Genomic DNA, 25,438 nt, shown 5'->3' on the forward strand with positions numbered 1-25,438 from the left:
GCGGTGGAAAAGCGAAACGAACATTTTTCCTGCCCAAAATCAGGTAAAAATGCCGTGGGCGAGGCTGAAGATTAACAGCGCCAGCAGCAATCCGCCTAACATCAGTAACGCAAACTGGAAAGCGGCAACGCTTATCCCAAAGAGTATTGCGGCGCCTGCGGCGTGCCTGTTTTCTCTGAGTACGCCGCCAATAACGCCACAGATGATAGCGGCGGCAGACAGTATGGCGATAACCATGTCGATTATTCTGTCGATATCCCAATGCTGTGCTGCCGGTATCAGCTCTTTTCCCTGTAGCGCGGCAAAGGTTGCCTGTTTAATCGCTACGGCCTTGATAGCAAGCATACCTTCCAGCGTGGCCCGGGGAGAAAACGGCCCGGCCATAAAGCTAACCCATACAAGCAGTAGTGCCGCAGAGCCGCAAAAGATACCCGTCCAGCTTAAATAGTCCTTTCTTTTCATCCCTGTGCTTCTCCTTTTTATGCAGGTACTGTTTTTTATTGCCTGGGCCGCAGCCGTCGGCTCTGTTTTGTCAGGCGTAAACGGCTTAGACCATTTTGCTCTGTAGGTCATCAATAAGGTTCTGACGCCCTTCACCGGCGTGCTGTCTATAATAACCTTATAAAGACCGGGGCATTGATAACCCTTTTCCAGATCATTAATTTAACTATAATGATCCGACTGCTTACGCGGCACTCCATCGGGACGTGCTGCCAAAAAAACCAATGGAGATGATGAACATGAGTTATTCACTGCCATCCCTGCCTTACGCATACGACGCACTGGAACCGCATTTCGACAAGCAGACGATGGAGATCCATCATACTAAACATCACCAGACTTACGTGAACAACGCGAACGCCGCGCTGGAAGGCACCGAGTTCGCTGACCTGCCGGTAGAAGAGCTGATCACCAAACTGGATCAGGTGCCTGCCGATAAGAAAACCGTACTGCGTAACAACGCGGGCGGCCACGCTAACCACAGCTTTTTCTGGAAAGGTCTGAAAACCGGCACCACGCTGGGCGGCGAGCTGAAAGCGGCTATCGAAAAAGATTTCGGCAGCGTTGATGCCTTCAAAGAAGCGTTTGAAAAAGCGGCCGCTACCCGTTTCGGCTCCGGCTGGGCGTGGCTGGTTAAGAAAGACGGCAAGCTGGCTGTAGTCTCTACCGCTAACCAGGACAACCCGCTGATGGGCGAAGCGATCGCTGGCGCTTCCGGTACCCCAATCGTGGGCCTGGACGTGTGGGAACACGCTTACTACCTGAAATATCAGAACAAACGTCCTGACTACATCAAAGCGTTTTGGGAAGTGGTTAACTGGGACGTGGCGGCAGAGAATTTCGCTGCGGCTAAATAAGCCCGTTCCGGACGAAAACGACAGGCGTTTGTAGGCTAAGCGTCTGATAAATACCCTGCTGGCGCTAAGTTAGCGGGGTATTTTTTTGCCGTAAAAATCCCCCGCCAGCCTTTCTTGCCTGACTGCTTTCTAATTTTTTATTAAGAGCGGCGTTAATTTGATCCTGAAGCGCCATTATTAATCGTCCTTTTTTTGTGACAGGAACTTTTTTTAAGGAGGTTTTAATCTGCTGTTGTTAAGACGATATTAAAAATTAAGCTTTTGTAACTGGCATTCGTCCCTTATCTCGTTAAAAAAGGGACGGCTGTATGAAAATGGCTGATGCGTTGCAATATCATAATTTTTATCGGCATAAAAGCTATGCATTTACCAGATGGTACGTAAGATTAACGCCTGTTAAAATAAATGGTTGTTAAGGAATTTAATCTGTTAACACAGAAATTAGCCTATACGGAGCGTACATTCAACTGCTACAAACAATAGCTTCCTGCACCATCTCGATTTTTCATTTTTTACAGTAAGTCCGCCACTTTATAAGAACATTGTTCGGTGCCCTTTTGACAGATATAAAATAATAATATAAGTAAGTCGCTGTTATTAAAGAAGAATAAAGGTGATCTGGATTTTATCAACCGAGCATAAAGCCCTTCGCCTAATTGTGGTATCAGGCAAGTGTTTAGACACTGTTCATACTTATTATGCTAATAATTTTATTGATTTTAGGTACTTTAAACTCTGGAGGAAATATGAAATTAGTAAAATTATTGTTACTCGGTGCATGTCTGTCTTTTGGGGTATCAACCTTGTCATATGCCACGGTGTCTTCATCTCAAACGCAATATAAAGCTGGTCAGTGTGGTACTGATGGTATTTATGTCCCCGGATATGGTTGCGTTTATCCTGGCGATTCCGGATCTCGCCCCTGATAACTTAAGACACCACAAGTCCTGAAGCTATAGAGAGGCCGCGGTTATCCAAAGTTCTGTAAATAATCCTGGATAACTGCGGCCATATTCAAGGCGGAATTAATACGCCTTGTTAAGTAACCAGTGGATATAGCCTGGCTGCTATTTGCCCGAAATTACTCGCCGTTTTCTGAAAAACGAACGCGCGGCTATATGAAAACCATCATTAAAATTCTTTTACTGTTAACGGTGCGTCCATACTGCGGTTGCCGCAATGACTGGCGAATGTACGCCAGCGACGGCTGATGGGGTGACCTGCGTCTGTTTCCCCGATCCTGTTGGATGCTGGCGGTCTTTTGTTTTCACCTTTTTCTTTTCTGTACTTTTCCTCGCCGTCCTGACCGAGCGAAACCCTGCTTAATCTTCTGATTACCTCTGTTCATGCTGCGTAACGGGATGCCGCTGGTTTTAACCGCTTAAATGGCTGGGCGTCTGGATGGCTAATAACATTTCGTGTTAGCTTATCTCCTTTCGTTCGTTGCCTGTCGTGATAATCCATTAAAAAATAAGGCAGCTTACCCTTCAGAGAGCGCTCGCTATGACCGCAGTGAACCATCTTGAAATGCGGCAGATCGCCATCGCTTTTGGCGGTTTTGCCGCGCTGACCGACGTTGACTTTCGCCTTGACGGCCACAGTGTTCATGCGCTGACCGGCGCTAACGGCGCAGGAAAATCAACGCTGATGGCCGTGCTGTCGGGTGCCCATGAGCATTACAGCGGCGATATCCTGCTGGATGGCGAGCCGGTATCGATTCGTTCTCCGCGTGATGCAAAGAAGCTGGGCATTCATCTGGTGCAGCAGGAAGTTGATGTGGCGCTGGTTTCCACGCTCAGCGTGGCGGAAAACATCATGCTGGATCGCCTGGCCGAAGGCGGACAAATTTATCGCTGGCGTGCTATCCGTCGCCAGGCTCGCGCGCTGCTGGCACAGCTGGAGGTGGATATTGACGTCAATCGCCGCATCGATCGCTGCACGCTGGCGGAGAAACAGCAAATCCTGCTGGCCCGTGCGCTCTCCCATCACTGCCGCTTTTTGATCCTGGATGAACCCACTGCGCCGCTGGATCGGCATGAAAGCGAACGCCTGTTTGCGGTGGTTCGCCGCCTGCAAAAAAGCGGTATCGGCGTAGTGTTTATCTCCCACCGTATCCACGAACTGCGCGCGATTTGCGATCGGCTTACGGTGCTGCGCGACGGGCGCCTGATTGAAACCGTGCCGATGAGCGCGCTGAGCGGCGAACAAATCGTGGAAAAGATGCTGGGTCACCAGCTGGCGGATATCTATCCGCCGCGTCGTCCGGCCAGCAACGGCGCAACGCTGCTGCATGTCGAGGCGCTGCACGACGACGCGCTGCTGCACAATATCTCTTTAACGCTGCGCAAGGGAGAGATCCTGGGTATCGCCGGCCTGGCGGGCGCGGGAAAAACGGAGCTGTGCAAAGCGCTGTTCGGCGCCAGCAAAAGCCGCATCGGCCGGGGCGAGCTGCATGGCAAACCGTGGCGGCCCACTTCGCCTTCCGCTGCGGTAGCGAACGGCATGGCGCTGATCCCGGAGGAGCGCTGCAAAGAGGGCATTTTTATCGACGAGTCGGTGGCAATGAACCTTAGCATCAGCGCGGACACCAGCTTTTCCCGCTGGGGGCTTTTCGGTCACCGGCAGGCCTGGCGCTGGGCCGAAGAGATTATTCAACAGCTGGGCGTGCGCACTCTCGGCCCGGAACAATCCCTGCGCCGTCTTTCCGGCGGTAATCAGCAGAAAGTGGCCATCGGCAAATGGCTGCGCAACGACGCTGACGTCCTGATTTTTGATGAGCCAACCAAGGGCGTTGATATCAAGGCCAAAACCGATCTCTTCACGCTAATCGACGCGCTGGCCCGCCAGGGAAAAGGGGTTATTTACGCCTCGGGGGAGTTTGCCGAACTGGTAGGGCTATGCGACCGCATCTGCGTGCTGTGGGACGGTAAAATCGTGGCGGAGATGGATGCGCGTCAGGCTGATGAAGAAACGCTTTTACTTTATTCCACCGGAGGAACCCCTGCGTGAGCAGCAAAGAACTTTCCCTGAAGGCGACGCCTGGGCTGCGTCACCAGCTGTTTGAATTCCTTTATAAATGGGGAATGTTGTTAACGGTGGTGGCGCTGATCGCCGCCTTCGGCCTGGCCTCGGACAGCTTTCTGGAGCCAGCCAATATCATCAATATTCTGCGCGCCATCGCCATTGTGACGGTGATTGCCGTAGGCGTCTCGATCTCGTTGACCATCGGCGGTTTCGATCTCTCCGTGGGATCTACTGCATCGTTGGCAAACTCGCTGGTGATCTCGCTGTTTGTCTGGTACGGCTTTGGCCCGACAGCCGCGATAACGCTGACGCTGCTGCTCTGCACGCTGGTCGGGCTGTTTAACGCCTTTCTGATCGTAGTGCTGAAAATTCCCGATATGCTGGCCACGCTGGCAAGCCTGTTTATCGTGCAGGGCGTGGCGATGACCTGGAGCTTCGGCGGCTCTGTCACGGAGAATATGGTGATGCCGAGCGGCGAGATGGCCGAAGGGATCGTGCCGCCGGACTTTTCGCTACTGGGCCAGGTGCCAACCATCGTTATCATTATGCTGGTGGTTACCGTGGTGGCGCAGCTTGGCCTGTCGCTGACAAAGCATGGCCGCCGCATGTATGCCATCGGCGGCAACCCGGAAGCGGCGCGGCTTTCCGGCATTCGCACGAATCGCTATCGCGTACTGGCTTACGTGCTCGCCTCGCTGCTGGCGGGACTAGGCGGCATTCTGCTGGCTTCGCGCATTGGTTCGTCGCAGGTGAATGCCGGCGGCGGCTATCTGATGGATGCCGTTGCGGCGGCGTGGATCGGCCTGTCGCTGGCCGGCTCCGGCAAGCCGAATGCGCTGGGCACGCTGCTGGGCGCGGTGATCCTCGGCGTGCTGCAAAACGGTCTGGTCATGCTTTCCGTGCCTTATTACGCCATGGATATTATCAAAGGTCTGGTGCTGGCCGCTGCGCTGGCAATCACTTACATTCAGCGCCGCCAGGCGTAGGGATAACGATGAAAAAATTAACGCTTTCACTGCTGGCCGTCAGCCTGCTGGCCAGCACTACCGCCTTTGCCGATACGGCTGCGGTGCCTGCCGCTATCGCCAGCCATAACGGCCCCGTTCGCGTGGCGGTGATCCGCAATCTGGGATCTGACGACAACACCACCCAGTTTGTCGCGGGCGCTATCCAGCAGGGCCGCCAGCTGGGCTTTAAGGTCAGCGCCTTTCTGAGCAACGGCGACGACGCCCGCTTTCAGGATTTTGTGGAGCAGGCCATCAGCCAGAAGTATGACGGCATCATTCTGTCGCACGGCAAAGATCCCTACGCAACGGCGCTGGTAAAGCGTATTGCCGATGCGGGCATTAAAGTGTCGGTGTTCGACACGCCGGTTAATCAGCCGATAGCGGGCGTAACCGTGACCGCGCAGGATGACGCGTCGCTGGCGCAGCTTTCGCTCGATCGCCTGGTGAAAGACAGCGGCGGTAAAGCCAATATCGTCAAGCTGTGGGTCGCGGGCTTTCCGGCCATGGAGCGCCGTCAGGTGGTCTATGAAAAAGTGCTGCAGGCCAATCCGGGCATCCATCAGCTGGAATCTATCGGCGCGGTCTCTTCTGACGTGCAGGGCGATACCGCGAACAAGGTGGGCGCGATCCTGGCTAAATACCCTAAAGGCAAAATTGACGCGATTTGGGGGGCCTGGGACGCTTTTGCCCAGGGCGCTTATAAAGCGCTCCAGGAAAACGGCCGGACCGAGATCAAACTCTACAGCATCGATGCCTCTAACCAGGATCTCCAGCTGATGCGAGAGAAAAACAGCCCCTGGAAGCAGACGGTCGCGGTGGACAGCAAACTGATTGGCGCGGTCAATATGCGGCTGATAGCGAACAAGCTGGCAGGCGAAGCAACGCCCGCGACTTATCAGTTCAAGGCATCGGCTATCACGCAGGAGCAGCTGGCCGGACAGGCGGTGAATGTCGCCACGCTGAATAAGCTTATTGCTGGCTGGGGTGAATCAACCGATTTCGTCGCACCGTGGTTTACCACGCTGGCGGCACAGCAGGCGAAAAAATAAAGACGATAAAAGCCCGCCCGTGCGGGTTTTTTTACGATAAAAATTGCCAGGAGTTTTCCTGGTAATGACGTTAATCTCCTTTCTTTTTCTTATCTTATCTTTTTTCTCCGAAAATAAACGCCGTAAAAGCGCGCTTTTCTTTCCGCCCTGTTTTGGTATAAAGATACTCTGTTAAAATAAAGTTTCCTCTGTGATAGGCGGATGTCTTTAATTTGTTTTGTTTCAGGGTGATTATATCGCGCATATCAGGAAATTATCTTTCTTTTATATAAGGATAAGAGTGGGGGTTTATGAATAGTATTTACGGTTAATTTGTAGCGTTAAAACAATCGAATGAAACATTCTGGCCGGTAGCAAGCGGGTGGGAAGCGGTATGTGCGTCAACACATACCGCGCGTCGTTTCATTCATTTTATTTTCTGATGGAAAATGAGCAATCATGAAAACGACAAAATCGATATTATCAGGTGTCGCGGCTTCGTTCATCCTTTTGCTGCTTCCTGAGGTATCCGTGGCGTTTACGGAAAACGTCGCCGCTGGCGTGCTGGTGGAGGGCGAAATCATCGGCAGTGCCGATGGGGAAAGCACGCAGCAGGTATACGGGACCACTATGCATACCACTATCGATGCCGGAGGTGTGCAGATAATCAACGCTGGCGGCGTCACTGACAGTACCGTGGTGAACAACGGTGGGAAGTTACAAAACAACGGCGGTAAGGATAGCGCGACGACGGTAAAATCGGGCGGCGCCTTTTTGCTGGCGGGCCAGGCGAACAGCTACGCCCTGTCGAATAACGCGCTGATTGAAAGCGCTGCGCTTGTTGTTATTAATAATTATGTGCAGACGGAGGGCTGGACGATTAATGCCGGTAAGCTGGACCATATTTATATGGATGGTTCCAGTTCGGTAATGAAAAACACCACTGTTAATGCCGGACGTTTCTGGATGGAGACCGGGAAAACGCTAAATACAACGCTAAACAGCGGCTATTTCGTCAATGTTGAAGGCAGCGATATTGATACCGTTATCAATGGCGGGACGTACTTTCTGGGCGGCACCCGGCAGGCCTACTCGGAAAATTTAACCATAAACAGCAATGGATATGGAAATCTGAATTCCGGGACTATTAATAATGCCACCATAAATGGCTCGCTGATTGTTACGCCTAATAATATCAATCCTGAAGTTTTGTCCTCATTACAGGGGAATATTACGGTAAATGACGCAGGGCGCCTTATTATCGTTACCGGCGCCGATACGGATAAGGCGAGCTATCACGTGTCCGGCTCGGTCTACCTTTCCAGTAACGCTTCCTTTAGCGGCGAGTATTATTTTGCCCTGGGCGATGTCGCCCTGGCAGGCGGCACGGTTATTTACGATCCCAAAGGCTATTCCACGCTGACCCTGAAAACGCTGTCCGGCAGCGGCACGTTTCTGATGGATACGAAAATTTCCGCCTTGCAGGGCGATTTTTTGACGGTGACGGGCCGCGCGACCGGTGATTTCGCGCTTTATGTGATCGACAACGGCGTCAGCCCAACCCACAGCGACAGCCTTCAGGTTGTCCAGATTGGCGATGGCGACGCGACGTTTGCGCTGGCGAACAGCGGTGAGGTCGTGGATCTGGGTACTTATCAATATTATCTGATTGCTGACGGCCAGGGCGGCTGGTCGCTGACGCCGCATAAAGCGGAGGCCGAAGACGATCCAGATCCAGATTCGGATGAGGAGGCGGAAAAACCTTCCCCGGCTGACGACGCGCAAACGGACGCGCCGACAGAGGATGAAGACGCGCCGGATAATCAGGCGGACGTTTTACCTGATAACCAGCCGGATGTGACGCCAGACGAGCAGGACGGGACGTCCGGAGAGGAGGCGGCCGTAGAGCCGTCGCCGCCCGCTGACTATGTCATTACGCCTGCCGCAGCGGCGGTGCTGTCGGTAGCGACCGTCGATCCGCTGATATTCCGTCAGGAGCTGGAAACGCTCAGCGAGCGCCTTGCCAATAGCGACTCGCCTGAACATGACCATAATGTCTGGGGCACGGTGCGCAACGGTCGACTGAACGTCAGCAACGAGGCGGGCGCGGATTATCGGCTCAGCCTCAACTCGTTGACTATCGGCATCGATCGGGCGCAGCAGGGAGCGGAAAGCGCGGCGTGGCAGGGCGTATTCTTCAGCTATGGTCACAGCGATATGCGTTTTCGCGGCAAAGGGATTGGCAAGGCGGATATCGACAGCTGGTCCGGCGGGTTTTACGGCAGCTGGCAGCATGATACCGGTTACTGGCTGGATGGCGTTCTCAAGCTCAACCGCTTTACGCACGAGGTGCGCGCGCGCATGACCAGCGGCGGCGCGGCCAACGGCAGCTTTAATACCACGGGCATCGGCACCGGCATCAGGGCGGGCAAACACTTTCTGGTCGGGGCGGCGAAAGTCACGCCGTGGATCGGCGTAACCGGTTTTACGAGCAACAGCAGCACGCTGTCGTTGAATAACGGCATGAAGGCGCGCATCGGGCCGCAGCGATCGCTGACGGGCGCTGTCGGCGTCAGAACGGAGTATGCGATACAGGTCAGGGAAACGCTGCTGCATCCCTGGGCCAGCATCGGCCTGGAAAGGGAAACGGTGACTAAAAATCGCGTCAGGATAAACGGCGAGTCTTTCAAAAACGAGTTGAGCGGCAGCCGGGGCGTTTATCAGGCAGGGGTCAGAGCGGCGCTGTCATCAACGCTTTCGCTGCACGTTAGCGCAGGTTATATGCAGGGACGTCATATTGAATCGCCGTGGAGCGCGACGGCTGGCGTTAACTGGCGGTTTTAAGAAAGCGGGCGCGGCTGGCGCCCGCCTGAGGATTAAAAAGCGGCTTTCGCGAAGCCGGTTACCTCGGTCAGTCCCATTTCGCGGCCCAGCGCGGTCATCGGGTGCACCACGATCAGGCCGCGTACGCTTTTCTTCAGCGCGCCCATATTGGCCTGCTCTTTTTTGGTGATGGCACGGTTAAAAGGCAGCTGTTTCAGCTTCTGCGCCTCTTTGCTCAGCTTCTCTTCGCGTGCGCCGCGCAGGCGTTCCAGCTCGATAACCAGCTTCTCTTTTTCTTTCAGCAGCTCGCCGAGTTTTTCCGCATCGCCGGATTCCAGCAGCAGCGGCTCCTTACGCGTCAGGGCATCCAGCTTGTCGCTGAGCATTTTAATTTCTGCCTGGATTTGTTCTTTCATTATCATTAACCGTAGAGTGGATCATGGGGCAAGGATACACGAAAGCGCAGGGAAGAGCAGGAAGCGCGGGTTACTTTTTGAAAGCCTGACGGGTGCCGATAGGGGAAATCAGCGCCGTCAGCGACAGCACCAGCGTCGATCGTACCATCTGCTGGTAGCGCTGTTGCAGCATGGCGCGCAGTTCGGCATCGGCGCTGCTGAAATCGGGGCGGGGCGGCAGCGCGTCAACGCAGTGCAGCTCGCCAACCGGGCCAAGCAGCTCGTCGTCGGTAAAGCGGTAGTCGGTGCCGTCGTCGTTCAGCGCCTCACGCAGCGCCAGCAGCAGCTCGGCATCTTCGTACTCATGTCGGCCGATCACGCCCAGACCATACACCAGCTTCAGCCGAACCGACAGCTCGCCCAGCGGGCCGTTGCCCAACAGCAGCGGCTCTACCGCGTACTTTACGGCATAGTCATCCTTGCGGAACACCTGTACCACCAACAGATCGATCGCTTCGCCCAGCAGCTCGACGGCCGCCGCGAAAAAGCTTTTGACCGTGCGGCCGGCGTTCAGGCGTTCCAGCACCCGATTTTCAAAAGCCTGGGGTTTTTCCATCAGAGCCTGCATCATTTTATCCGTAAAACCGTACTCAACGTGGCGGGAAAAGCCGGGCCGCCTACTGGCCCGGCCTGCCGTTACGCCATCTCGTTCCAGGCCGCGACCGCCGCCTTCACCACTTCGCTTTCGGCCTCCAGGCCGGAAACCTGCGCCAGCGTGGCCTGCACGCCCTGACGGTTAATCAGCTCGGCCAGCTCCTGCGCCTGCGGATCCTGATCGCTGCGGTAGTGCAGGGCGGCGGCGATACCTTTCACCAGATTGTCGTGCGGCAGCTGATACTCCAGCGTGCCCAGCGTCGGCTTGATCAGGCGATCGCCCGCGCTCAGCTTGCGCAGCGGCTGACGTCCCACTCGCTCCACATCATCCTGCAAATAAGGATTCTCGAAACGGCCTAAAATTTTCTGGATATAGGCGGCATGTTTCGCCGCTTCAAAGCCGTAGCGCTTAATCAGTACCGCGCCGCTCTCTTCCATCGCGCCCTGAACGATGGCGCGCACCTTCTTGTCCAGAATGGCATCGCGAATGGTTGCGTGGCCTGCCAGCTGGCCCAGATAGGCGGTAATCGCATGGCCGGTATTCAGCGTGAAAAGCTTACGCTCGACAAATGCCATCAGGTTATCGGTCAGCTCCATGCCTGCAATGGCAGGCGGTTCGCCTTTAAACTGGGTTTTATCGACGATCCATTCGCTGAAGGTTTCTACCGTGACTTCCAGCGGATCGGTGGTGCCGGCGGCGGACGGTGGGACGATACGATCCACGGCCGAGTCGACAAAGCCGACGTTCGCTTCCACCCAGGCGTGATGCTGTTCCGGCAGCGCTTTCAGCACGTGGTCTTTCAGCTGGCTGGTGCCGCGCACCATATTTTCACAGGCGATAATATTCAGCGGGCGCGCGTTGCCGCTTTCATGACGCTGCACCAGCCCTTTGGCGACGCCGCCCGCGATGCGTTCCAGAATTTGCGGGCCGACCGCCGTGGTCAGCAGATTCACTTCCGCAATCAGCGGAATAATCTCGTCGCTGGCGCTGTTGACCGCGTTGACGCCCTTAACGATTTCTACCTGCGCCTGCTCGCCTACCACGTGCACCGGGTATTCGTGACGGGCGTTCAGCGCATCCAGCACCACCTGGTTAACGTCGGCAAAAGTGAGCTGTACGCCCGCGTCCGCCAGCAGCTTGCCGATAAAACCACGACCGATATTACCGGCGCCAAAATGAAGAGCTTTCATAATTTTTCCCATATTAATGAAAGGCCGGACAGGCCCGACCCGAAAAAGAGCCGGGCATGCCCGGCCCTAGGGTAATATCCGGTGCGCTTACGCTGACGGCTTGCCTGACAGCAGATCCAGCACTTCCTGCACGTCATTGGTGGTCGCCAGGCGGGCGATGACGCTGTCGTCATCCAGCGCGTTGGTCAGGCTGGTAATCACCTGAATATGCTCATTATTACGGGCCGCGATGCCGATAACCAGCTTAGCGATATCCTCTTCGTCCTCGCCGAAGCGCACGCCCTGCGGATACTGGCAGAACACGATGCCCGTTTTCAGCACGCGATCTTTCGCTTCGATGGTGCCGTGCGGCACGGCGATGGACTCGCCCAGATAGGTTGGCGTGAGCTTCTCGCGATCCAGCATCGCATCGACATATTCCGGCTCCACGTAGCCGCCCTTCACCAGCTGCTCGCCCGCAAAGCGGATCGCCTGCTCTTTATCGGTAGCGTGATTGCCGAGGAAGATGTTGCCTGCGCCCAATTTGAAAAGATGCTGCTCGCCGTCGTCGTAGCTGTCGCTCAGCGCGGCGGTCACTTTTTCACGGTGGCCCTCGCTGCGGTTTGCCTGCACCAGACGCGAAGTCAGGTCGGTATACAGGCCGCTGTCCAGGAAGTTGGTCAGCGAGATATGCTGCGCGTGCGGCGCCTGGCGTATCGCGCGCTCGGTCAGATCGCGGTGGGTAATCACCAGATCCACATCGCCCGGCAGGTTGTTGATGGCGGTATTGGTCACGGAAATATTGCTCAGTCCGGCATCGTTGACCTTTTTACGCAGCACGCCTGCGCCCATGGCGCTGGAGCCCATACCGGCATCGCAGGCAACAATGATTTTACGCACGTGGCTCAGGTCGCCGTTCATGGCATCGGTGGCCGTGGCGGTGGACACGGTCTGGCCCTTGGACTGCGCCTTCATTTCAGTGACGCGACGCGCTGCCGCTTCAATATCATCCTCTTCCTTCACCTTGCTGGTTTTCAGCAGGATAGCGGAAACCACGAAAGAGACGGCAAAAGCCGCTACGATCGCAGCAATGTTCGCAAAGTACGCGCCTTTTGGCGTCATCGCCAGCACCGCCAGGATAGAACCCGGAGAGGCCGGAGAAACCAGGCCGCCGTTCAGCAGCGTCAGCGTAAAGACGCCGGTCATGCCGCCCAGGATTACGGCGATAATCAGGCGCGGGTTCATCAGCACATAAGGGAAGTAGATTTCGTGGATACCGCCCAGGAAGTGGATGATAGCCGCGCCGCCAGCGGACTGTTTAGCATTGCCGCGACCGAAGAACATATAGGCCATCAGCACGCCCATGCCGGGGCCTGGGTTAGCTTCAATCAGGAAGAAGATAGATTTGCCGGCTTCGCTGGCCTGCTGAATGCCCAGCGGCGAGAAGATGCCGTGGTTGATAGCATTGTTCAGGAACAGGATTTTCGCTGGTTCAACAAAGATGGAAGTCAGCGGCAGCAGGTTATTCTGCACCATCAGATTCACGCCAGCGGCGAGAATATGCGACAGGCCTTGCACCAGCGGGCCGATAGCCAGGAAGGCCAGGATCGCCAGCAGCATCCCGATAATACCGGCAGAGAAGTTGTTGACCAGCATCTCGAAGCCGCTTTTGATTTTGCCGTCAACGATGCGGTCGAACTTCTTGATCGCCCAGCCGCCCAGCGGCCCGGCAATCATGGAGCCGAGGAACATCGGCATATCCGCGCCGACGATCACGCCCATGGTGGTGATGGCACCTACTACGCCGCCGCGATCGCCGCCGACCAGGCGTCCGCCCGTGTAGCCAATCAGCAGCGGCAGCAGGTAAGTGATCATTGGGCCAACCAGCTTGGCCATGGTTTCGTTTGGCAGCCAGCCGGTTGGAATAAACAGCGCCGTGATAATACCCCAGGCGATAAAGGCGCCGATGTTTGGCATTACCATATTGCTCAGAAAGCGACCAAAGTTCTGCACTTTAATCTTGATATCTGATGAGGACATACAAGCACACCCCTTATTGGTACGCGCCGACAAGAGAGCGCGCTGATTTTTGTTTAAAACGTTGCCCTGTGCAGGCGGACTCTAGCACGCGTCCGCAGCGCTGCGTAGCCACCGGGTAAAGTGTGATCTCTATCACCACATAGCGCGGTGAACAGGGGGTTTTTACGTGAAGCCGATCACATAAAGGACAAAAAACAGGCTGATGCTGTTTATTAAATGGGCTTGCCTGGGAGTGTTATGTGATTGATATCACACTTTGTTTTCGGGACTTTATGCCTGATACGTGATGTGGTTCACAATTTATTTACAGCGGCTGGGCAACCGCTAATATTGTCTGTGGCTGAAAAGATTTGATGAGCCGAAATGGTCTGTGGCTGATACGGGCTGTTGAGCCGAAATGGTCTGTGGCTGAGAAGGGCTGTTGAGCGGAAATGGTCTGTGGCTGTGAAGGGCTGATGAGCCGAAATGGTCTGTGGCTGAAAAGGGCTGTTGAGCGAAAATTGTCTGTGAGTGATAAGGGCTGTTGAGCGGAAGAAGAGGCGGGCCGTTTAAAGCGAGCGGCCCGCAGCAAAATGTTACTGGCCCTGCAGCGCGATTTGCGCCTGACCAAGTGCATGCGCATTGGCAGAAATATTGCTCATCAGCGTGTTGTACTGGGTCGCCTGTTGCTGGGTCGGGAACTGTATGGTCTGACCGTTAAAGGTCACCTGCGAACCCTGCTGCTGCAGGAAATCGCCCGTCTGCACCGCGTCCTGGCTTAGCTTCTGTAATGCAGGCAGCAGCGGCAGCAGCGTATCGGCTGGCTGCGTGACGACCTTGTTATAAAGGTTGTCATACACCGTTTTCAGCTCCGCTGGCTGTTTCAGCCCGGCTTTGCTGCTGTCGGCCTGCGTTTTCGCCGTCTGGATCTGTTGTGCCAGCACCTCCAGCGAACCGCTGGCCTGACGCAGAGAATCGCGACGGGTCAGGTAGTCCTGCGGCGCACGGATAGCAGACAATTCATCCACTACCGGCTTCAGACCGTTATCCACCGCGCGGTTAACCTGCTGGGAGAAGCCATAAACAATAGCGTAGTCGCTGGCGTAATTACCGACACGCTGTTTCTGATCTTCACTAAGGGCGGGCAGATGTTCGCCGCTGCGCATCGCCGTATTTTGCAGAAAATCGATAAAGGCTTTGCGCTGATCCGCTTCTTTATCGCCACAACCCGTTAGCTGAAACACCAGCATCAGCGCCATAAAAGGCGCCAGCAGACGCGTCCAGCCGCGAATGGTTCCTGTCGTCATCGGAAGTAACTCCTGTAATAGAAATGCTACAAGCAAAAGGCGACCTGTGTCGCCTCTGAAGAATAGTTCAACTCGACTGACGAGGATACGGAAATCGGTTGCTTATACGTGAAGAAAATTTAATTTTCGGTTGGAAAGCACTCAGATTTCTGCCTGTGCGGTCGCTTTTCCACAGGTTGTGTAGCCTTGTCGCTTATGTCTTCTTACATGCGGGAAGGCCAGCCTGATTTTGCCTGACTTCATGAAGAGGACGGGCTGCCTTTTTCACAAATTTTGTGGGGTTCGCGCCAGCAATGTTGGGCCTGGATTACGGCATCCGAATAAATCCATAGCCTGTGTATCTCTCTTTTCTCTGCTCGAGCTGCCGGGCGTTTCTGGGCCCCGAAAAAATAATCCTGTGCCACATCCTGTATAGCCTTTCATATGCAAAATATAACGCTCCCAGCCAGCGTTATTCCTCCTATACCGGTTTGTTGATTTTTTCTGTACCGCTAATTTGTAAACGGCATAGGCACAGAAATCCTACCTGCCAGCGGGAATAGACCCGTTTTATGCAGAAGCAAATTTTCAGCTTCTGGTTAAGCGCCGTAGCTTTGTGCCTGGCATTACCGCTGTGGTATACATTTCTGGCACTGATAACAAGGAATCGTTATGGATAACTATCTGGATAAGAATCGCTTTAAAAAAGTTTACCGCATACAGGCAATGGGTAAGGCGGATGCGCTCAGAGACATGGCCAGACAGGCTGGAATACGGCATATCAAAAGCCTGATATTACGCGAAAATTTTAATCGTGAAATGGGCAGTTTTATAGAAGAACAGCTGAAATCGATTAACAGAGCCAGTAGTGAACGAGAATGCAAGTTCTTCCTGGATAATCTGCATCAGGAAAAAGCGTTTATTAGTGAGCAGAGCCTTTCTCTTAATATTAAAAAGGCCAGGGTTGTGGTGTCAGCAGAGCTGACCAATACTCTCGGAACATGGGGGTATTTTATTAACGGTGTGGGTGTGATTATAGGGACCGGACAAATAGTGGCCGGAGCAGGTATAGTGGTGACTTCTATACTCACCGGTAATGTAATAGGTGTTATTGCAGGAGCAACTATAGTTTTGCATGGAGCAAATAATGTATACGAAAGTTTTCAAAATATAAAAATTAATCAGAATGATACACAAGGATTCTTGCGTAGTGGTTATGTGAAAACTGCCAAATTCCTCGGTTTCAGCGCGACTACAGGCCGTGTAGCATATAGTGTGGCTGACATATCTCTTTCAGGATATGGTTTAGCAAGAATGATTCTTAAACCAGATTCCTGGCGACTTTACCGTTATCTGCCATCAGATTTTATCAGAAATGTAAAAGTTGTTGGAGCGCCTTCATTAGCTTTGGAGGCGCTGGGAGATAGCATTACTCTTAAAAGCATTTACGACCAACGCTAAGAATTATATTAACTTATAATAAATTATCTTGGCTCCCAATTTTACGGGGGCCATAAAATAAAAAACCACAAGGACAATAAAGTAAACAAAAAGGTAAGAGTAAAAGCTACCATTATCAGACCTGATAAACTCAACAACACCAATAGCTGTAATAATAAAGACCATGAGTAAGACAACTTTAAAAACTCTGAGCAGGCGCCTTAAGGTTTCATGTATTGTCCAGCCCTCACCTTCTGACATACGTTCAACGTAAATCCTTTCCTTTTCGCTAAGTTTGCTTAAATCCACATTATCCATCGCACCTTTCCTTTATTTGCAAATCCATTATGAGCAATTTTAACCCGAATCTATTATGCAATATAGTATTTTGTGGGTTGGAAAACCTTCGGGAGGCATATTATAGCCGCCCGAAAGATTTTAAGAGAAAAGCAGAATTATGAACGGGCCACTTTCTGAAAAGGTGATCTACATGGCCTTTGCTGTTTCGCATTTAGCTACCAGCTTTTCGAAAAAGGGCGGCCAGTTCCGGCACCAGGATGACTGGATCATTTCTGGCACTGATATAGCCCGCCTGTACGCCGATCCGCCGCTTGCCCATCTGCCGGCCATGCCCGTTGCAGTACGGGCAATCCGAAACTGTGGCTGCTCAAAGGCAGAGCATAAGCCTCAAAATACCAGTGCCTGGCCGTCCTTGCGGCTTTCGGTGGCGGCTATCCAGAATCCCTGCGGATCGCGAACTATCGCCTGCGCGCCGCCGAAGCTGTAGGTCTGCAGCGGATCTTCCACCACGATGTGATGGCCCATCGCTCGTAAGGCGGCAATGACGTTGCGATCTAACGCCGGTTCGACAATCACTTCCCGGCCCGCCACCACGCGCCAGCGCGGCGCGTCAATGGCCGCCTGAGGATTCTGCTTATGCAGCATAATGCGCAGCGCCATTTGTAAATGCCCCTGCGCCTGCATCGGGCCGCCCATTACGCCAAACGACATCAGCGGCTGGCCGTCGCCGTCGAGTGCGAAAGCGGGGATAATGGTATGGAAAGCGCGCTTGCCGGCCGCCACCACGTTGGGATGCGTTTCCTCCAGCACAAAGCCTGCGCCGCGATTTTGCAGGCTGATGCCGGTATCGGGCACCACGACGCCAGAGCCGAAGCCCATATAATTTGACTGAATAAACGACACCATCATGCCGTTAGCATCGGCGGTAGAAAGGTAAACCGTTCCGCTCTGCTTCGGCGCGCCAAAGGTAAAATCGCCGGCCTGATGGGGATCGATCAGCGCGGCGCGTTCCCGCAGATAGTCGTCGCTCAGCAGCAGTTCAGCAGGAAACTCCATGTGCTCTTCGTCGGCGATATAACGTTCCAGATCCACCAGCGCCAGCTTCATCGCTTCAATAGAGAGATGCAGCCACTGCGCCGAATCCGGCTCGTAACGCTCAATATCCCACTGTTCCAGAATGCCCAACGCCATCAGCGTGGCGATGCCCTGACCGTTCGGCGGCAGCTCCTGCACCGAACCGCCGGCAAAAGGGCGGGAAAGCATCGTCACCCAGTCGGCGCGGTGGTTGTGCAAATCTTCCAGCGTCAGCGCCGCGCCGTGCTCTTTGGCGAAAGCGGCGATTTTTTCTGCCAGCTCGCCGCGGTAGAAAGCTTCGCCGTTGGTGGCGGCGATTTTCTCCAGGGTTTCCGCCTGGCGAGGATTGCGGAACAGCTCGCCGACGCGCGGCGGACGGCCTTCGGGCGCAAAGCAGGCGCTAAAGCCTGGCTGATCGCGCAGCTTCTGGTAGCCGCGTTCCCACAGGTGCCCTATCAGCGGCGACACCGGAAAGCCGTTACGCGCATAGTCGATGGCCGGCTGGGCCAGCGTGGTTAACGGCAGCGTACCGAAACGCTCCGCCAGCTCAACCCAGGCGGACACCGCGCCCGGCACGGTTACCGAATCCCAGCCAATCTCCGGCATCGCCTGCAAATGGGCGAAGGTTTCGCGTGACCAGGCGGCGGGTGCGCGGCCTGAAGCATTCAGCGCATGAAGTTCGTTGCCGTCCCAGACGATAGCGAAGGCATCGCTGCCAATGCCGTTGCCGGTCGGCTCCACCACGGTCAGGGCGATAGCTGTCGCAATCGCCGCGTCCACCGCATTACCGCCAAGCTGGAGCATTTTGATCCCGGCCTGTGCCGCCAGCGGCTGCGAGGCGGCGACGGCGTTGCGGCCCATCATCGGCACGCGATAAGACGGATAGCCCACGTTAAAATCACTGATTCCACTCATAGCGGTTCCTTAAAGTTAATCGTTGCGCGGATCGAGCGCGTCGCGCAGTCCGTCGCCCAGCAGATTAAAGCCCTGCACAATCAAAAAAATGGCAAGGCCGGGAAAAATGGACATCCACGGTGCCTGTTCAAGAAAGCCTTTGGCGGTGTTGAGCATCGCGCCCCAGGAAGGATTGGGCGGCTGCTGGCCCAGGCCCAGAAACGACAGGCTCGCCTCGGTAATAATGGCGGAAGCGACGGCCAGCGTGGCCTGCACCAGGATCGGCGACAGCACGTTGGGCAGCACATAGCGCAGCACGATCCAGCGATCGGGCAGGCCGATAGCGCGCGCGCCGTCGATATACTCTTCGTTACGGATAGCAATCACCTGGCCACGCGTCAGGCGGGCGAAGATGGGCATGGCCGACAGGCCGATAGCGATCATCGCATTACCCAGGCTGGGGCCAAGAAAAGCGCCCAGCGCAATCGCCAGGATCAGGAAAGGACAGGCCAGCAGCGCTTCGATAAAGCGTGAAATCACGCCGTCCCACAGGCCCTGTCGGTAACCGGCAATCAGCCCCAGCGGGACGCCAATCAGAATGGCGATCGCCACGGAAATACAGCCTGCCAGCAGCGAAGTGCGCGCTCCCCAAATCATCCGCGACAGAATATCGCGCCCCAGTTCATCGGTGCCGAGCCAGTGCATAGCGGAAGGCGCTTTGCGCACGGCCAGGAAATCGGCTTTGATCGGATCGAAAGGGGCCAGCCAGGGCGCGAGAAGCGCCATCGCCACAAACAGCGCCACAATCACCGCGCCGATCATCGCGCTTTTATTGCCGAGAAATTTTTTCAGCACCCGATTAGTGGGCTTGCGCAGGGCCACCGCGCCGCCAGCCGTCAGAACTTCACTCATGGTCAGCCTCGCATTTTCGGGTTAATCAGCACGTAAAGCACATCGGCCAGCAGGTTCAGCAGCAGAAAGCCAATAGCCACCACCAGCACCACGCCCTGCACCACGGCGTAATCGCGGTTAAACACCGCATCGACGATCATCTTGCCAAAGCCGGGCAGGGTAAAAACCTGTTCGGTCAGCACCGCGCCGCCCAGCAGTTCGCCAAACAATAGCGTTGTCAGCGTGATCACCGGCACCAGCGCGTTGCGGAAAGCGTGCTTCAGGATCACCTTTTTCGGCAGCAGCCCTTTGGCTCTGGCGGTGCGGATATAATCCGCCTTCAGCACGGCAATCATCGAAGCGCGCGTATGGCGCATCAGCGACGCGGCCAGGCCCGTTCCCAGCACCAGCGCGGGCAGCAGCAGCGTTTTCACATTTTGCGACACGCTCTCGCTCAGGCTGACGTAGCCGGAAGCGGGCAGCCACTGAAGATGCACGGAAAAGAGCAGGATCAGCAGAATGCCCAGCCAGAAATGCGGCACGGAGATACCGGAAAGCGCCACGAAATTGGTGGCGTGATCGACCCAGCTGTTTTTCCGCACCGCCGCGACGATGCCCATGCTGATGCCAACCAGCAGCGCCACTAGCATCGCCAGCAGCGACAGTTCCAGCGTCACCGGCAGCTTGCTGCTAATCAGCGCGGTCACCGGTTCCTGAGTACGAATAGAAGTGCCGAGATCGCCCTTCAGCGCGTTGCCCAGCCAGTAAAAGTACTGCGAAGGCAGCGGATCGTTCAGGTGATAATGCTCTCTTAGCTGCGCAATTACCGCCGGGTCGCGCTCTTCGCCCGCCATCGCGAGGATCGGATCGCCCGGCAGCAGCTTTTGCAGCGAGAAGACCATTATGCTCACCAGAAACAGCGTCGGGATCGCCAGCAGCACGCGTTTACAGATCAGTTCCAGCATGGTCGCTCCTGCGCCTTACGGCGTCATCGTTACGCCAGCCAGGCGCACCAGCCCGTCCGGCCAGGCCTTAAAGCCCTGGAGTTTTTTGGTCATGCCAAAAATACGCGGTTCAAAATAGAGGTAAGCGATCGGCATATCGCTTTGTAGCTGCTGCACCACCTTGTTATACAACGCCTGACGGGCGGCTATATCGTTGGTCTGGCGGGCTTCGGTCAGCCAGCTATCCACCTGTGGATTGCCGTAGCGGCCATCGTTCAGGGTGCCTTTGCTGTTGATAAACGCGAAGATGCTGCCGTCAGGATCGGGACGGCCTGACCAGCCGGAAAGGCTGAGCTGAAAGTCGCCGCGCTGCTGGCGATCCAGCAAGGTAGCAAACTCGCTCATTTGCAGGTTCACGTTAAAGCCCGCCTCGCTGACCATCGCCTGGATCACCTGGCCTACCTGCTGCGAGGTGGGATTGTTGGTGACCAGCAGCGTTACGTTGAGCGGCGTTTTCACGCCGGCGGCGGCAAGCAGCGCTTTGGCTTTTTCCACGTCGCGCGCGGGAACGGGCAGCTTAACGTGGTAAGGGCTGACGGTGGAGAAAGCCTGATTAGCCGGCGTGTACTGGCCTTCAAACGCCACCTGATTCAGCGCGTCGCGATCGATAGCCAGCGAAAAAGCCTCACGCACGCGGGCATCTTTTGCAAACGGGCTGTCCGGCGCGGTTTTGCCATTAGCGATATTAAACATGATGCCCTGATAGCCCAGTCCGGTGACTTTGACCAGGCTCAGGCGGCTGTCGGCGGTAACGGTTTTGACATCGCTGGCGGCAATGCCTTCGGTCAGATCGAGATCGCCGGAACGCAGATTAGCCAGGCGCACCGAGGCATCGGGAATGGGCAAAAAAACCACCTTATCAAAATGATAGGCCGACTTATTCCAGTAGTGGTCAAAGCGTTTCAGGACGATGCGATCCTGCTGCACCCGGCTGGCAAACTGATAAGGGCCGGAACAGACCGGATGCATGGCAAAATCAGGCTTTACGGCGGCTTTCGGCGCCAGCATTGTGCCAGCGCGATCGGTCAGCTGGCTGAGCAGCGCCGCGTCGGCATTTTTCAGATGCAGAATAACCTGAGAAGGCGAAGCCACCTCCACCGACTCAACGGAAGAAAGCTCGCTTTTACGCAGCGAGCCGGGCAGCGTCATGGCACGATCGAGATTAAATTTTACCGCAGCAGCATCAAACTTTTCGCCGTCCTGAAAAGTCACGCCCTGGCGCAGGTTCATGGTTAACGTTTTGCCGTCCTCGCTCCATTTCCAGTCGGTCGCGAGGCCCGGTACCACCTGTAGCTTTTCATCAATATCCACCAGACGATCGCAGAGCGCGGCAAAGACAAAGCGGCCATAGTAGGTGCGGGCAAGGTGCGGGTCGAGCATATCCGGATCGGCGCCCAGGCCGATCCGCAGCGTGCTTTCCGCCTGCGCCGGTAAGCTGCCCAGCAGCAGCAGGCCACTAAGGGCGGCGAGTGAAGTATGGCGTAGATTCATGGCGTTATCTCTCCCAAAGAGGTTAAAGCGCGGTGTTTTACCGCCCGATCGAATAGCGCGCGACGGCGCAGAAAAGCGTCTGAAGGCGGCGTAACGGTAATCACGCTGCGGTCACGATTGATCTCCTGCCAGCGGTGGCAGGCCACCTGGCGGCCACCGGCAATGACCTGCTGAATGGGTTCCAGCACGCGGCATTCGTCGCTGACGTAAGGGCAGCGCGTATGAAAACGACAGCCCTTTGGCGGCGCGGCGGGATTGGGCAAGTCGCCCTGCAAAACGGGAATTTGGCGAGCGGCACCCGGCTGCAATCGGGGAGCCGAAGCGATCAGCGCCTGGGTATAGGGATGCAGCGGCGCATCGAAAATTTCCTCTACCGTCGCCAGCTCTACAATCTGCCCCAGATACATCACCGCGACGCGATCGCTCATATGGCGGATCACGCCCAGACCGTGCGCCACCACGATCATGGTCAGGCCGAACTGCTGCTTCAGGCTTTCCAGCAGATTCACTACCTGCGCCTGTACCGACACGTCCAGCGCCGAAACCGGCTCATCGCCCAGCAGCAGCTTCGGGCCGGAAGCCAGCGCGCGGGCAATACCGATACGCTGGCGCTGGCCGCCGGAAAACTCATGCGGATAGCGCCGTGCCCAGACGGCGGGAAGGCCAACCGTTTGCAGCAGTTCGGCGACTTTTTCCTGCCGTTGGCTGCCAGATAGCGACTCGTGCAGCCATAAGGGTTCGCCGACGATATGCTCCACGGTCATGCGCGGGTTAAGCGAGGCGAAGGGATCCTGAAAAATAATCTGTAGTTCACGACGCAGCTGATTCAGACGTGCGCCGCTGGCTTTGGTGATCTCTTCGCCCTGATAAAAAACCTGCCCCTGAGAAGGGGCGAGCAGCCGCAGCAGCAGCCGACCCAGCGTCGATTTGCCACTGCCTGATTCCCCGACAATAGCCAGCGTTTCGCCCGGCATCACCTGCAACGAAATGCGATCGACAGCCGTGACGTGAGGGTTGCGCTTAAATAGCCGCGTCGGGCCAGGAAAGGTTTTTGTTAAATCGCTACATTCAAGGATGGGTAAGGTCATGCGCATTCTCCAGACGTCACGTGCTCTTCCAGCGGGGCGCGAAAACAGGCGACCTGATGGCGGACGCCGATAGCTTGCAGGGCGGGTTTATGCTGGTGGCAGCGTTTTTCGGCAAACGGACAGCGGGTGGCGAAGCGGCAGCCCTGGGGCATCTGTTCCGGCAGCGGCACGGCGCCAGGAATGGTGGCCAGCGTAGTGGTGCGGGTAGCGGCGCCGGGAATGGAACCCATCAGGCCAATCGTGTAGGGATGCTGCGGATCGCGGAAAATTTCCGCGACGTCGCCGGTTTCGACCACCTGTCCGGCATACATCACCGCCACGCGCTGCGCCACTTCGGCAACCACGCCCAGGTCATGCGTAATCATCAGCACCGCCGTGCCGGTTTCCTTCTGCAAGCTGTTAAGCAGCGCCAGGATCTGCGCCTGGATGGTAACGTCCAGCGCGGTGGTAGGCTCGTCGGCAATCAACAGCTTTGGCCGGTTGATGAGCGCCATCGCGATCATCACGCGCTGGCGCATCCCGCCGGAAAGCTGGTGTGGATAGGCTTTCAGCCGCATTTCCGCCGCCGGGATCTGCACCTTTTCTAATATTGCCAGCGCTACGGCCATCGCTTCACGGCGGTTTACCGCATGATGACGCATCACGGCTTCGCTCAGCTGATCGCCCAGCGTGAAAGCGGGATTGAGCGAGGTCATCGGCTCCTGAAAAATCATCGCCAGCTCGTTGCCGCGCAGATCGGCATAGTCGCGTGCGTTCAGGGTTTGTAGCGGCCGATTGAGAAAAGTGATTTCGCCCTGAACGATCTCCGCGCTGTCGGGTAGCAGGCCCATCAGCGCCAGCGAGGTGATGCTTTTACCGCAGCCGGATTCGCCGACCAGCGCCAGCGTTTCGCCAGCTTCGACCTGAAGCGAAATATCGTCCAGCACGCTGACGGGACTGCCTTTAAAACGAACGTTGAGCTGGCGCAGAGCCAGCACCGGCGTTGTGGCCTTCATGGCAGCTCCTCTTTATCACCGCTGAGCGCTTCGATGAGCGCCTGTTGCAGCGCCAGTAAATGTTCACGCATGGCCGCGGCGGCCTCCTGCGGCTGCCGCTCCGCGATATGTTGCACCAGCCGCTGGTGATGGTCGTCGTAGCTGTGCAGCCGATCCGTCGTTCGCGCCAGCACGCGCAGGTGCTGCCAGCCCGGATCCCGGCGAACCGCGTCGACCGCGTCGAACAACCCCAGCATCAGACGGTTGCCTGCAGCTTCGGCGATAGCCCGGTGAAACGCGCTGTCCCACAGTTCGTGCCGATCGCTGTCGTCCGGGGCGATGCTCTGCATCCTCTCCATCAGCCGCTGCATCAGCGCAACCTGCTCGCCGCTGGCCCGCAGGGCGGCCAGACGAGCCAGCCCCGGCTCCAGCTGAATACGGGCCTCCATCACTTCCAGCAGATTTGAGCGCTGCGGCAAATCGTGCAGCGCCAGCGGCTGAACCGGCGCGGCCGGGCCGACAAACGTGCCTTTGCCCTGCTTGCGCCAGATACGGCCTTCTTCTTCCAGCACGTCCAGCGCCCGGCGGATCTCACGACGGCCCACGCAAAACCGTTCGGCCAGCTCCCGTTCAGTAGGCAGCGGGTTAGCTGGTTGGGCTTCCTGCTGCTGGATCAGCTGGCGCAGCTTTTCCAGCGCGGAATGGGAACTGGTGGAATTTGTTGTATCAGTCATGATTGGTTCGCTTCTTCAGCCCCTGAAATAGTGCGACGGCAGCGGTAATCGAACGGCCAGCCACGGAGATAACAGAGGCAAAAAGCGAACCAATATTGAATTGGTACGGCGGAGCGGCGCGGTTATTTACGTAAGCGTTTGAATTTAAATATTATAAATTTTACCTGTTCAGCCGGGTGGGAAACGTCAGGCAATAAGATGCCGCTTTTTGGTGCAGATGTGGGCAGATATAAAGCGCCACCGGCGTGCAGATTAATGGCGGGGCATAGCAAATTGACCAGATAGCTTTTTCTGTAGCGGTAAAGGAGAGGCGCCAAATAATCAATCTGCCGGATTGTTAGTAATGGCATTTTTAATAATTAATCGGTCAGATTGTTATTAACAGGATTTTTAGCGCCGCCGAATAATCCATCTGTCGGATTGTTATTAATAGAATTTTTAGCGGCGCGGAATACTCACTCTGCCAGATTGTGAATAATCAAACGCTTAACCGGGCCGAATGTGGCGCAGAAACGCTCTGTTCTACGCCAGCGGCAAAGAGCAAAACCGCCACGCTGACGGCTACGCTTAATCTGCCCTGACGCGCCGCTTTATTTTTTCTGTCAGCAGCAAAGTTATCCATGTGTTAGGAATTTTCTGATAACTACCGTTCTGCTTACTCTCTGTCCAGTTTCCTGTAATCGTTACCACCTCAGGCCCCGTATGGCGTAGCCTGAAGCCGTCTGTCGGGATGTAAAGATTTTTGGCGTTCAGGTTTAAAAAACTAGTCAAAAATTTGAGCGCA

The 25,438-nt window shown here is 55.7% G+C and carries 20 protein-coding genes; 6 read left to right on the plus strand and 14 right to left on the minus strand.

Annotation, left to right across the window (positions count from 1 at the left end):
* Nucleotides 1-39: 39 nt before the first annotated feature.
* On the minus strand, nucleotides 40-462 hold the full coding sequence (locus ACVWZ0_RS01120) for a hypothetical protein (RefSeq protein ID WP_253456688.1): 423 nt from the start codon (nucleotides 460-462) through the stop codon (nucleotides 40-42).
* Between the two features lie 278 nt (nucleotides 463-740).
* On the opposite strand from ACVWZ0_RS01120, the gene sodA reads away from it, so the two are divergent.
* From sodA to ACVWZ0_RS01145, 5 genes are all read left to right on the plus strand, one after another.
* Nucleotides 741-1,358: a superoxide dismutase [Mn] gene (sodA, locus tag ACVWZ0_RS01125; protein ID WP_253456685.1), complete on the plus strand. Its 618-nt coding sequence runs from the start codon at nucleotides 741-743 to the stop codon at nucleotides 1,356-1,358.
* A gap of 1,503 nt (nucleotides 1,359-2,861) precedes the next feature.
* Complete coding sequence (locus tag ACVWZ0_RS01130) at nucleotides 2,862-4,367, plus strand: sugar ABC transporter ATP-binding protein (RefSeq protein WP_253456682.1); 1,506 nt, start codon at nucleotides 2,862-2,864, stop codon at nucleotides 4,365-4,367.
* Nucleotides 4,364-5,368 (plus strand): ABC transporter permease, encoded by a 1,005-nt coding sequence (locus tag ACVWZ0_RS01135; protein ID WP_253456679.1) that lies wholly within the window; start codon nucleotides 4,364-4,366, stop codon nucleotides 5,366-5,368. The genes ACVWZ0_RS01130 and ACVWZ0_RS01135 overlap by 4 nt, the downstream gene beginning before the upstream one ends.
* Nucleotides 5,369-5,376: 8 nt before the next feature.
* Nucleotides 5,377-6,438, plus strand: a complete 1,062-nt coding sequence (locus ACVWZ0_RS01140) for a sugar ABC transporter substrate-binding protein (protein WP_253456676.1) — start codon at nucleotides 5,377-5,379, stop codon at nucleotides 6,436-6,438.
* A 438-nt stretch (nucleotides 6,439-6,876) separates the two neighbouring features.
* The gene (locus ACVWZ0_RS01145) at nucleotides 6,877-9,261 is read left to right on the plus strand and encodes an autotransporter outer membrane beta-barrel domain-containing protein (RefSeq protein WP_253456673.1); all 2,385 of its coding nucleotides are present in this window, start codon (nucleotides 6,877-6,879) and stop codon (nucleotides 9,259-9,261) included.
* Between the two features lie 32 nt (nucleotides 9,262-9,293).
* On the opposite strand, the gene ACVWZ0_RS01150 is transcribed toward ACVWZ0_RS01145, so the two are convergent.
* From ACVWZ0_RS01150 to ACVWZ0_RS01170, 5 genes are all read right to left on the minus strand, one after another.
* Complete coding sequence (locus tag ACVWZ0_RS01150; protein WP_253456670.1) at nucleotides 9,294-9,656, minus strand: YibL family ribosome-associated protein; 363 nt, start codon at nucleotides 9,654-9,656, stop codon at nucleotides 9,294-9,296.
* Between the two features lie 70 nt (nucleotides 9,657-9,726).
* Nucleotides 9,727-10,266, minus strand: coding sequence for an MltR family transcriptional regulator (locus ACVWZ0_RS01155; protein ID WP_253456667.1), 540 nt, complete (start codon nucleotides 10,264-10,266; stop codon nucleotides 9,727-9,729).
* A gap of 65 nt (nucleotides 10,267-10,331) precedes the next feature.
* A complete protein-coding gene (gene mtlD, locus ACVWZ0_RS01160; protein WP_253456664.1) occupies nucleotides 10,332-11,480 on the minus strand; it encodes a mannitol-1-phosphate 5-dehydrogenase in 1,149 nt (382 codons plus the stop codon).
* Between the two features lie 87 nt (nucleotides 11,481-11,567).
* A complete protein-coding gene (locus ACVWZ0_RS01165) occupies nucleotides 11,568-13,499 on the minus strand; it encodes a PTS mannitol transporter subunit IICBA (protein ID WP_253456662.1) in 1,932 nt (643 codons plus the stop codon).
* A 575-nt stretch (nucleotides 13,500-14,074) separates the two neighbouring features.
* Complete coding sequence (locus ACVWZ0_RS01170; protein WP_253456659.1) at nucleotides 14,075-14,785, minus strand: DUF3053 domain-containing protein; 711 nt, start codon at nucleotides 14,783-14,785, stop codon at nucleotides 14,075-14,077.
* Nucleotides 14,786-15,436: 651 nt separating this feature from the next.
* On the opposite strand from ACVWZ0_RS01170, the gene ACVWZ0_RS01175 reads away from it, so the two are divergent.
* Nucleotides 15,437-16,225 (plus strand): DUF4225 domain-containing protein, encoded by a 789-nt coding sequence (locus ACVWZ0_RS01175; RefSeq protein WP_253456657.1) that lies wholly within the window; start codon nucleotides 15,437-15,439, stop codon nucleotides 16,223-16,225.
* 3 nt (nucleotides 16,226-16,228) lie between these two features.
* Here the strand turns inward: ACVWZ0_RS01175 and ACVWZ0_RS01180 are convergent, their stop codons facing one another.
* The 8 genes from ACVWZ0_RS01180 to ACVWZ0_RS01215 all read right to left on the minus strand — a co-directional run bounded on the left by ACVWZ0_RS01180 (nucleotide 16,229) and on the right by ACVWZ0_RS01215 (nucleotide 24,654).
* Nucleotides 16,229-16,522, minus strand: a complete 294-nt coding sequence (locus ACVWZ0_RS01180; RefSeq protein ID WP_253456654.1) for a hypothetical protein — start codon at nucleotides 16,520-16,522, stop codon at nucleotides 16,229-16,231.
* A gap of 369 nt (nucleotides 16,523-16,891) precedes the next feature.
* Nucleotides 16,892-18,493, minus strand: a complete 1,602-nt coding sequence (locus ACVWZ0_RS01185; protein WP_253456651.1) for a gamma-glutamyltransferase family protein — start codon at nucleotides 18,491-18,493, stop codon at nucleotides 16,892-16,894.
* A 15-nt stretch (nucleotides 18,494-18,508) separates the two neighbouring features.
* Nucleotides 18,509-19,384 (minus strand): ABC transporter permease, encoded by an 876-nt coding sequence (locus ACVWZ0_RS01190; protein WP_253456648.1) that lies wholly within the window; start codon nucleotides 19,382-19,384, stop codon nucleotides 18,509-18,511.
* A 2-nt stretch (nucleotides 19,385-19,386) separates the two neighbouring features.
* Complete coding sequence (locus ACVWZ0_RS01195; RefSeq protein ID WP_253456645.1) at nucleotides 19,387-20,328, minus strand: ABC transporter permease; 942 nt, start codon at nucleotides 20,326-20,328, stop codon at nucleotides 19,387-19,389.
* A gap of 15 nt (nucleotides 20,329-20,343) precedes the next feature.
* On the minus strand, nucleotides 20,344-21,858 hold the full coding sequence (locus ACVWZ0_RS01200) for an ABC transporter substrate-binding protein (protein ID WP_253456642.1): 1,515 nt from the start codon (nucleotides 21,856-21,858) through the stop codon (nucleotides 20,344-20,346).
* Nucleotides 21,855-22,946 carry an ABC transporter ATP-binding protein gene (locus tag ACVWZ0_RS01205; RefSeq protein WP_253456639.1) on the minus strand — a complete coding sequence of 364 codons (1,092 nt, stop codon included), beginning with the start codon at nucleotides 22,944-22,946 and terminating at the stop codon, nucleotides 21,855-21,857. Before ACVWZ0_RS01205 ends, ACVWZ0_RS01200 begins: the two co-directional genes overlap by 4 nt.
* Nucleotides 22,943-23,941 carry an ABC transporter ATP-binding protein gene (locus tag ACVWZ0_RS01210; protein ID WP_253456636.1) on the minus strand — a complete coding sequence of 333 codons (999 nt, stop codon included), beginning with the start codon at nucleotides 23,939-23,941 and terminating at the stop codon, nucleotides 22,943-22,945. Before ACVWZ0_RS01210 ends, ACVWZ0_RS01205 begins: the two co-directional genes overlap by 4 nt.
* Entirely contained in the window at nucleotides 23,938-24,654 is a 717-nt protein-coding gene (locus tag ACVWZ0_RS01215; RefSeq protein ID WP_253456634.1) for a FadR/GntR family transcriptional regulator, read from the minus strand. Before ACVWZ0_RS01215 ends, ACVWZ0_RS01210 begins: the two co-directional genes overlap by 4 nt.
* Between the last annotated feature and the right edge of the window lie 784 nt (nucleotides 24,655-25,438).

The organism is Erwinia sp. TECH1 (genome assembly GCF_054057575.1).

What these genes read in the sequence shown, in the direction of transcription:
- ACVWZ0_RS01120 (WP_253456688.1), bottom strand. Translation starts at nt 462, where the DNA reads ATGAAAAGAAAGGACTATTTAAGCTGGACGGGTATCTTTTGCGGCTCT.
- sodA (WP_253456685.1), top strand. Translation starts at nt 741, where the DNA reads ATGAGTTATTCACTGCCATCCCTGCCTTACGCATACGACGCACTGGAA.
- ACVWZ0_RS01130 (WP_253456682.1), top strand. Translation starts at nt 2,862, where the DNA reads ATGACCGCAGTGAACCATCTTGAAATGCGGCAGATCGCCATCGCTTTT.
- ACVWZ0_RS01140 (WP_253456676.1), top strand. Translation starts at nt 5,377, where the DNA reads ATGAAAAAATTAACGCTTTCACTGCTGGCCGTCAGCCTGCTGGCCAGC.
- ACVWZ0_RS01145 (WP_253456673.1), top strand. Translation starts at nt 6,877, where the DNA reads ATGAAAACGACAAAATCGATATTATCAGGTGTCGCGGCTTCGTTCATC.
- ACVWZ0_RS01150 (WP_253456670.1), bottom strand. Translation starts at nt 9,656, where the DNA reads ATGAAAGAACAAATCCAGGCAGAAATTAAAATGCTCAGCGACAAGCTG.
- ACVWZ0_RS01155 (WP_253456667.1), bottom strand. Translation starts at nt 10,266, where the DNA reads ATGATGCAGGCTCTGATGGAAAAACCCCAGGCTTTTGAAAATCGGGTG.
- mtlD (WP_253456664.1), bottom strand. Translation starts at nt 11,480, where the DNA reads ATGAAAGCTCTTCATTTTGGCGCCGGTAATATCGGTCGTGGTTTTATC.
- ACVWZ0_RS01165 (WP_253456662.1), bottom strand. Translation starts at nt 13,499, where the DNA reads ATGTCCTCATCAGATATCAAGATTAAAGTGCAGAACTTTGGTCGCTTT.
- ACVWZ0_RS01170 (WP_253456659.1), bottom strand. Translation starts at nt 14,785, where the DNA reads ATGACGACAGGAACCATTCGCGGCTGGACGCGTCTGCTGGCGCCTTTT.
- ACVWZ0_RS01175 (WP_253456657.1), top strand. Translation starts at nt 15,437, where the DNA reads ATGGATAACTATCTGGATAAGAATCGCTTTAAAAAAGTTTACCGCATA.
- ACVWZ0_RS01180 (WP_253456654.1), bottom strand. Translation starts at nt 16,522, where the DNA reads ATGGATAATGTGGATTTAAGCAAACTTAGCGAAAAGGAAAGGATTTAC.
- ACVWZ0_RS01185 (WP_253456651.1), bottom strand. Translation starts at nt 18,493, where the DNA reads ATGAGTGGAATCAGTGATTTTAACGTGGGCTATCCGTCTTATCGCGTG.
- ACVWZ0_RS01190 (WP_253456648.1), bottom strand. Translation starts at nt 19,384, where the DNA reads ATGAGTGAAGTTCTGACGGCTGGCGGCGCGGTGGCCCTGCGCAAGCCC.
- ACVWZ0_RS01195 (WP_253456645.1), bottom strand. Translation starts at nt 20,328, where the DNA reads ATGCTGGAACTGATCTGTAAACGCGTGCTGCTGGCGATCCCGACGCTG.
- ACVWZ0_RS01200 (WP_253456642.1), bottom strand. Translation starts at nt 21,858, where the DNA reads ATGAATCTACGCCATACTTCACTCGCCGCCCTTAGTGGCCTGCTGCTG.
- ACVWZ0_RS01205 (WP_253456639.1), bottom strand. Translation starts at nt 22,946, where the DNA reads ATGACCTTACCCATCCTTGAATGTAGCGATTTAACAAAAACCTTTCCT.
- ACVWZ0_RS01210 (WP_253456636.1), bottom strand. Translation starts at nt 23,941, where the DNA reads ATGAAGGCCACAACGCCGGTGCTGGCTCTGCGCCAGCTCAACGTTCGT.
- ACVWZ0_RS01215 (WP_253456634.1), bottom strand. Translation starts at nt 24,654, where the DNA reads ATGACTGATACAACAAATTCCACCAGTTCCCATTCCGCGCTGGAAAAG.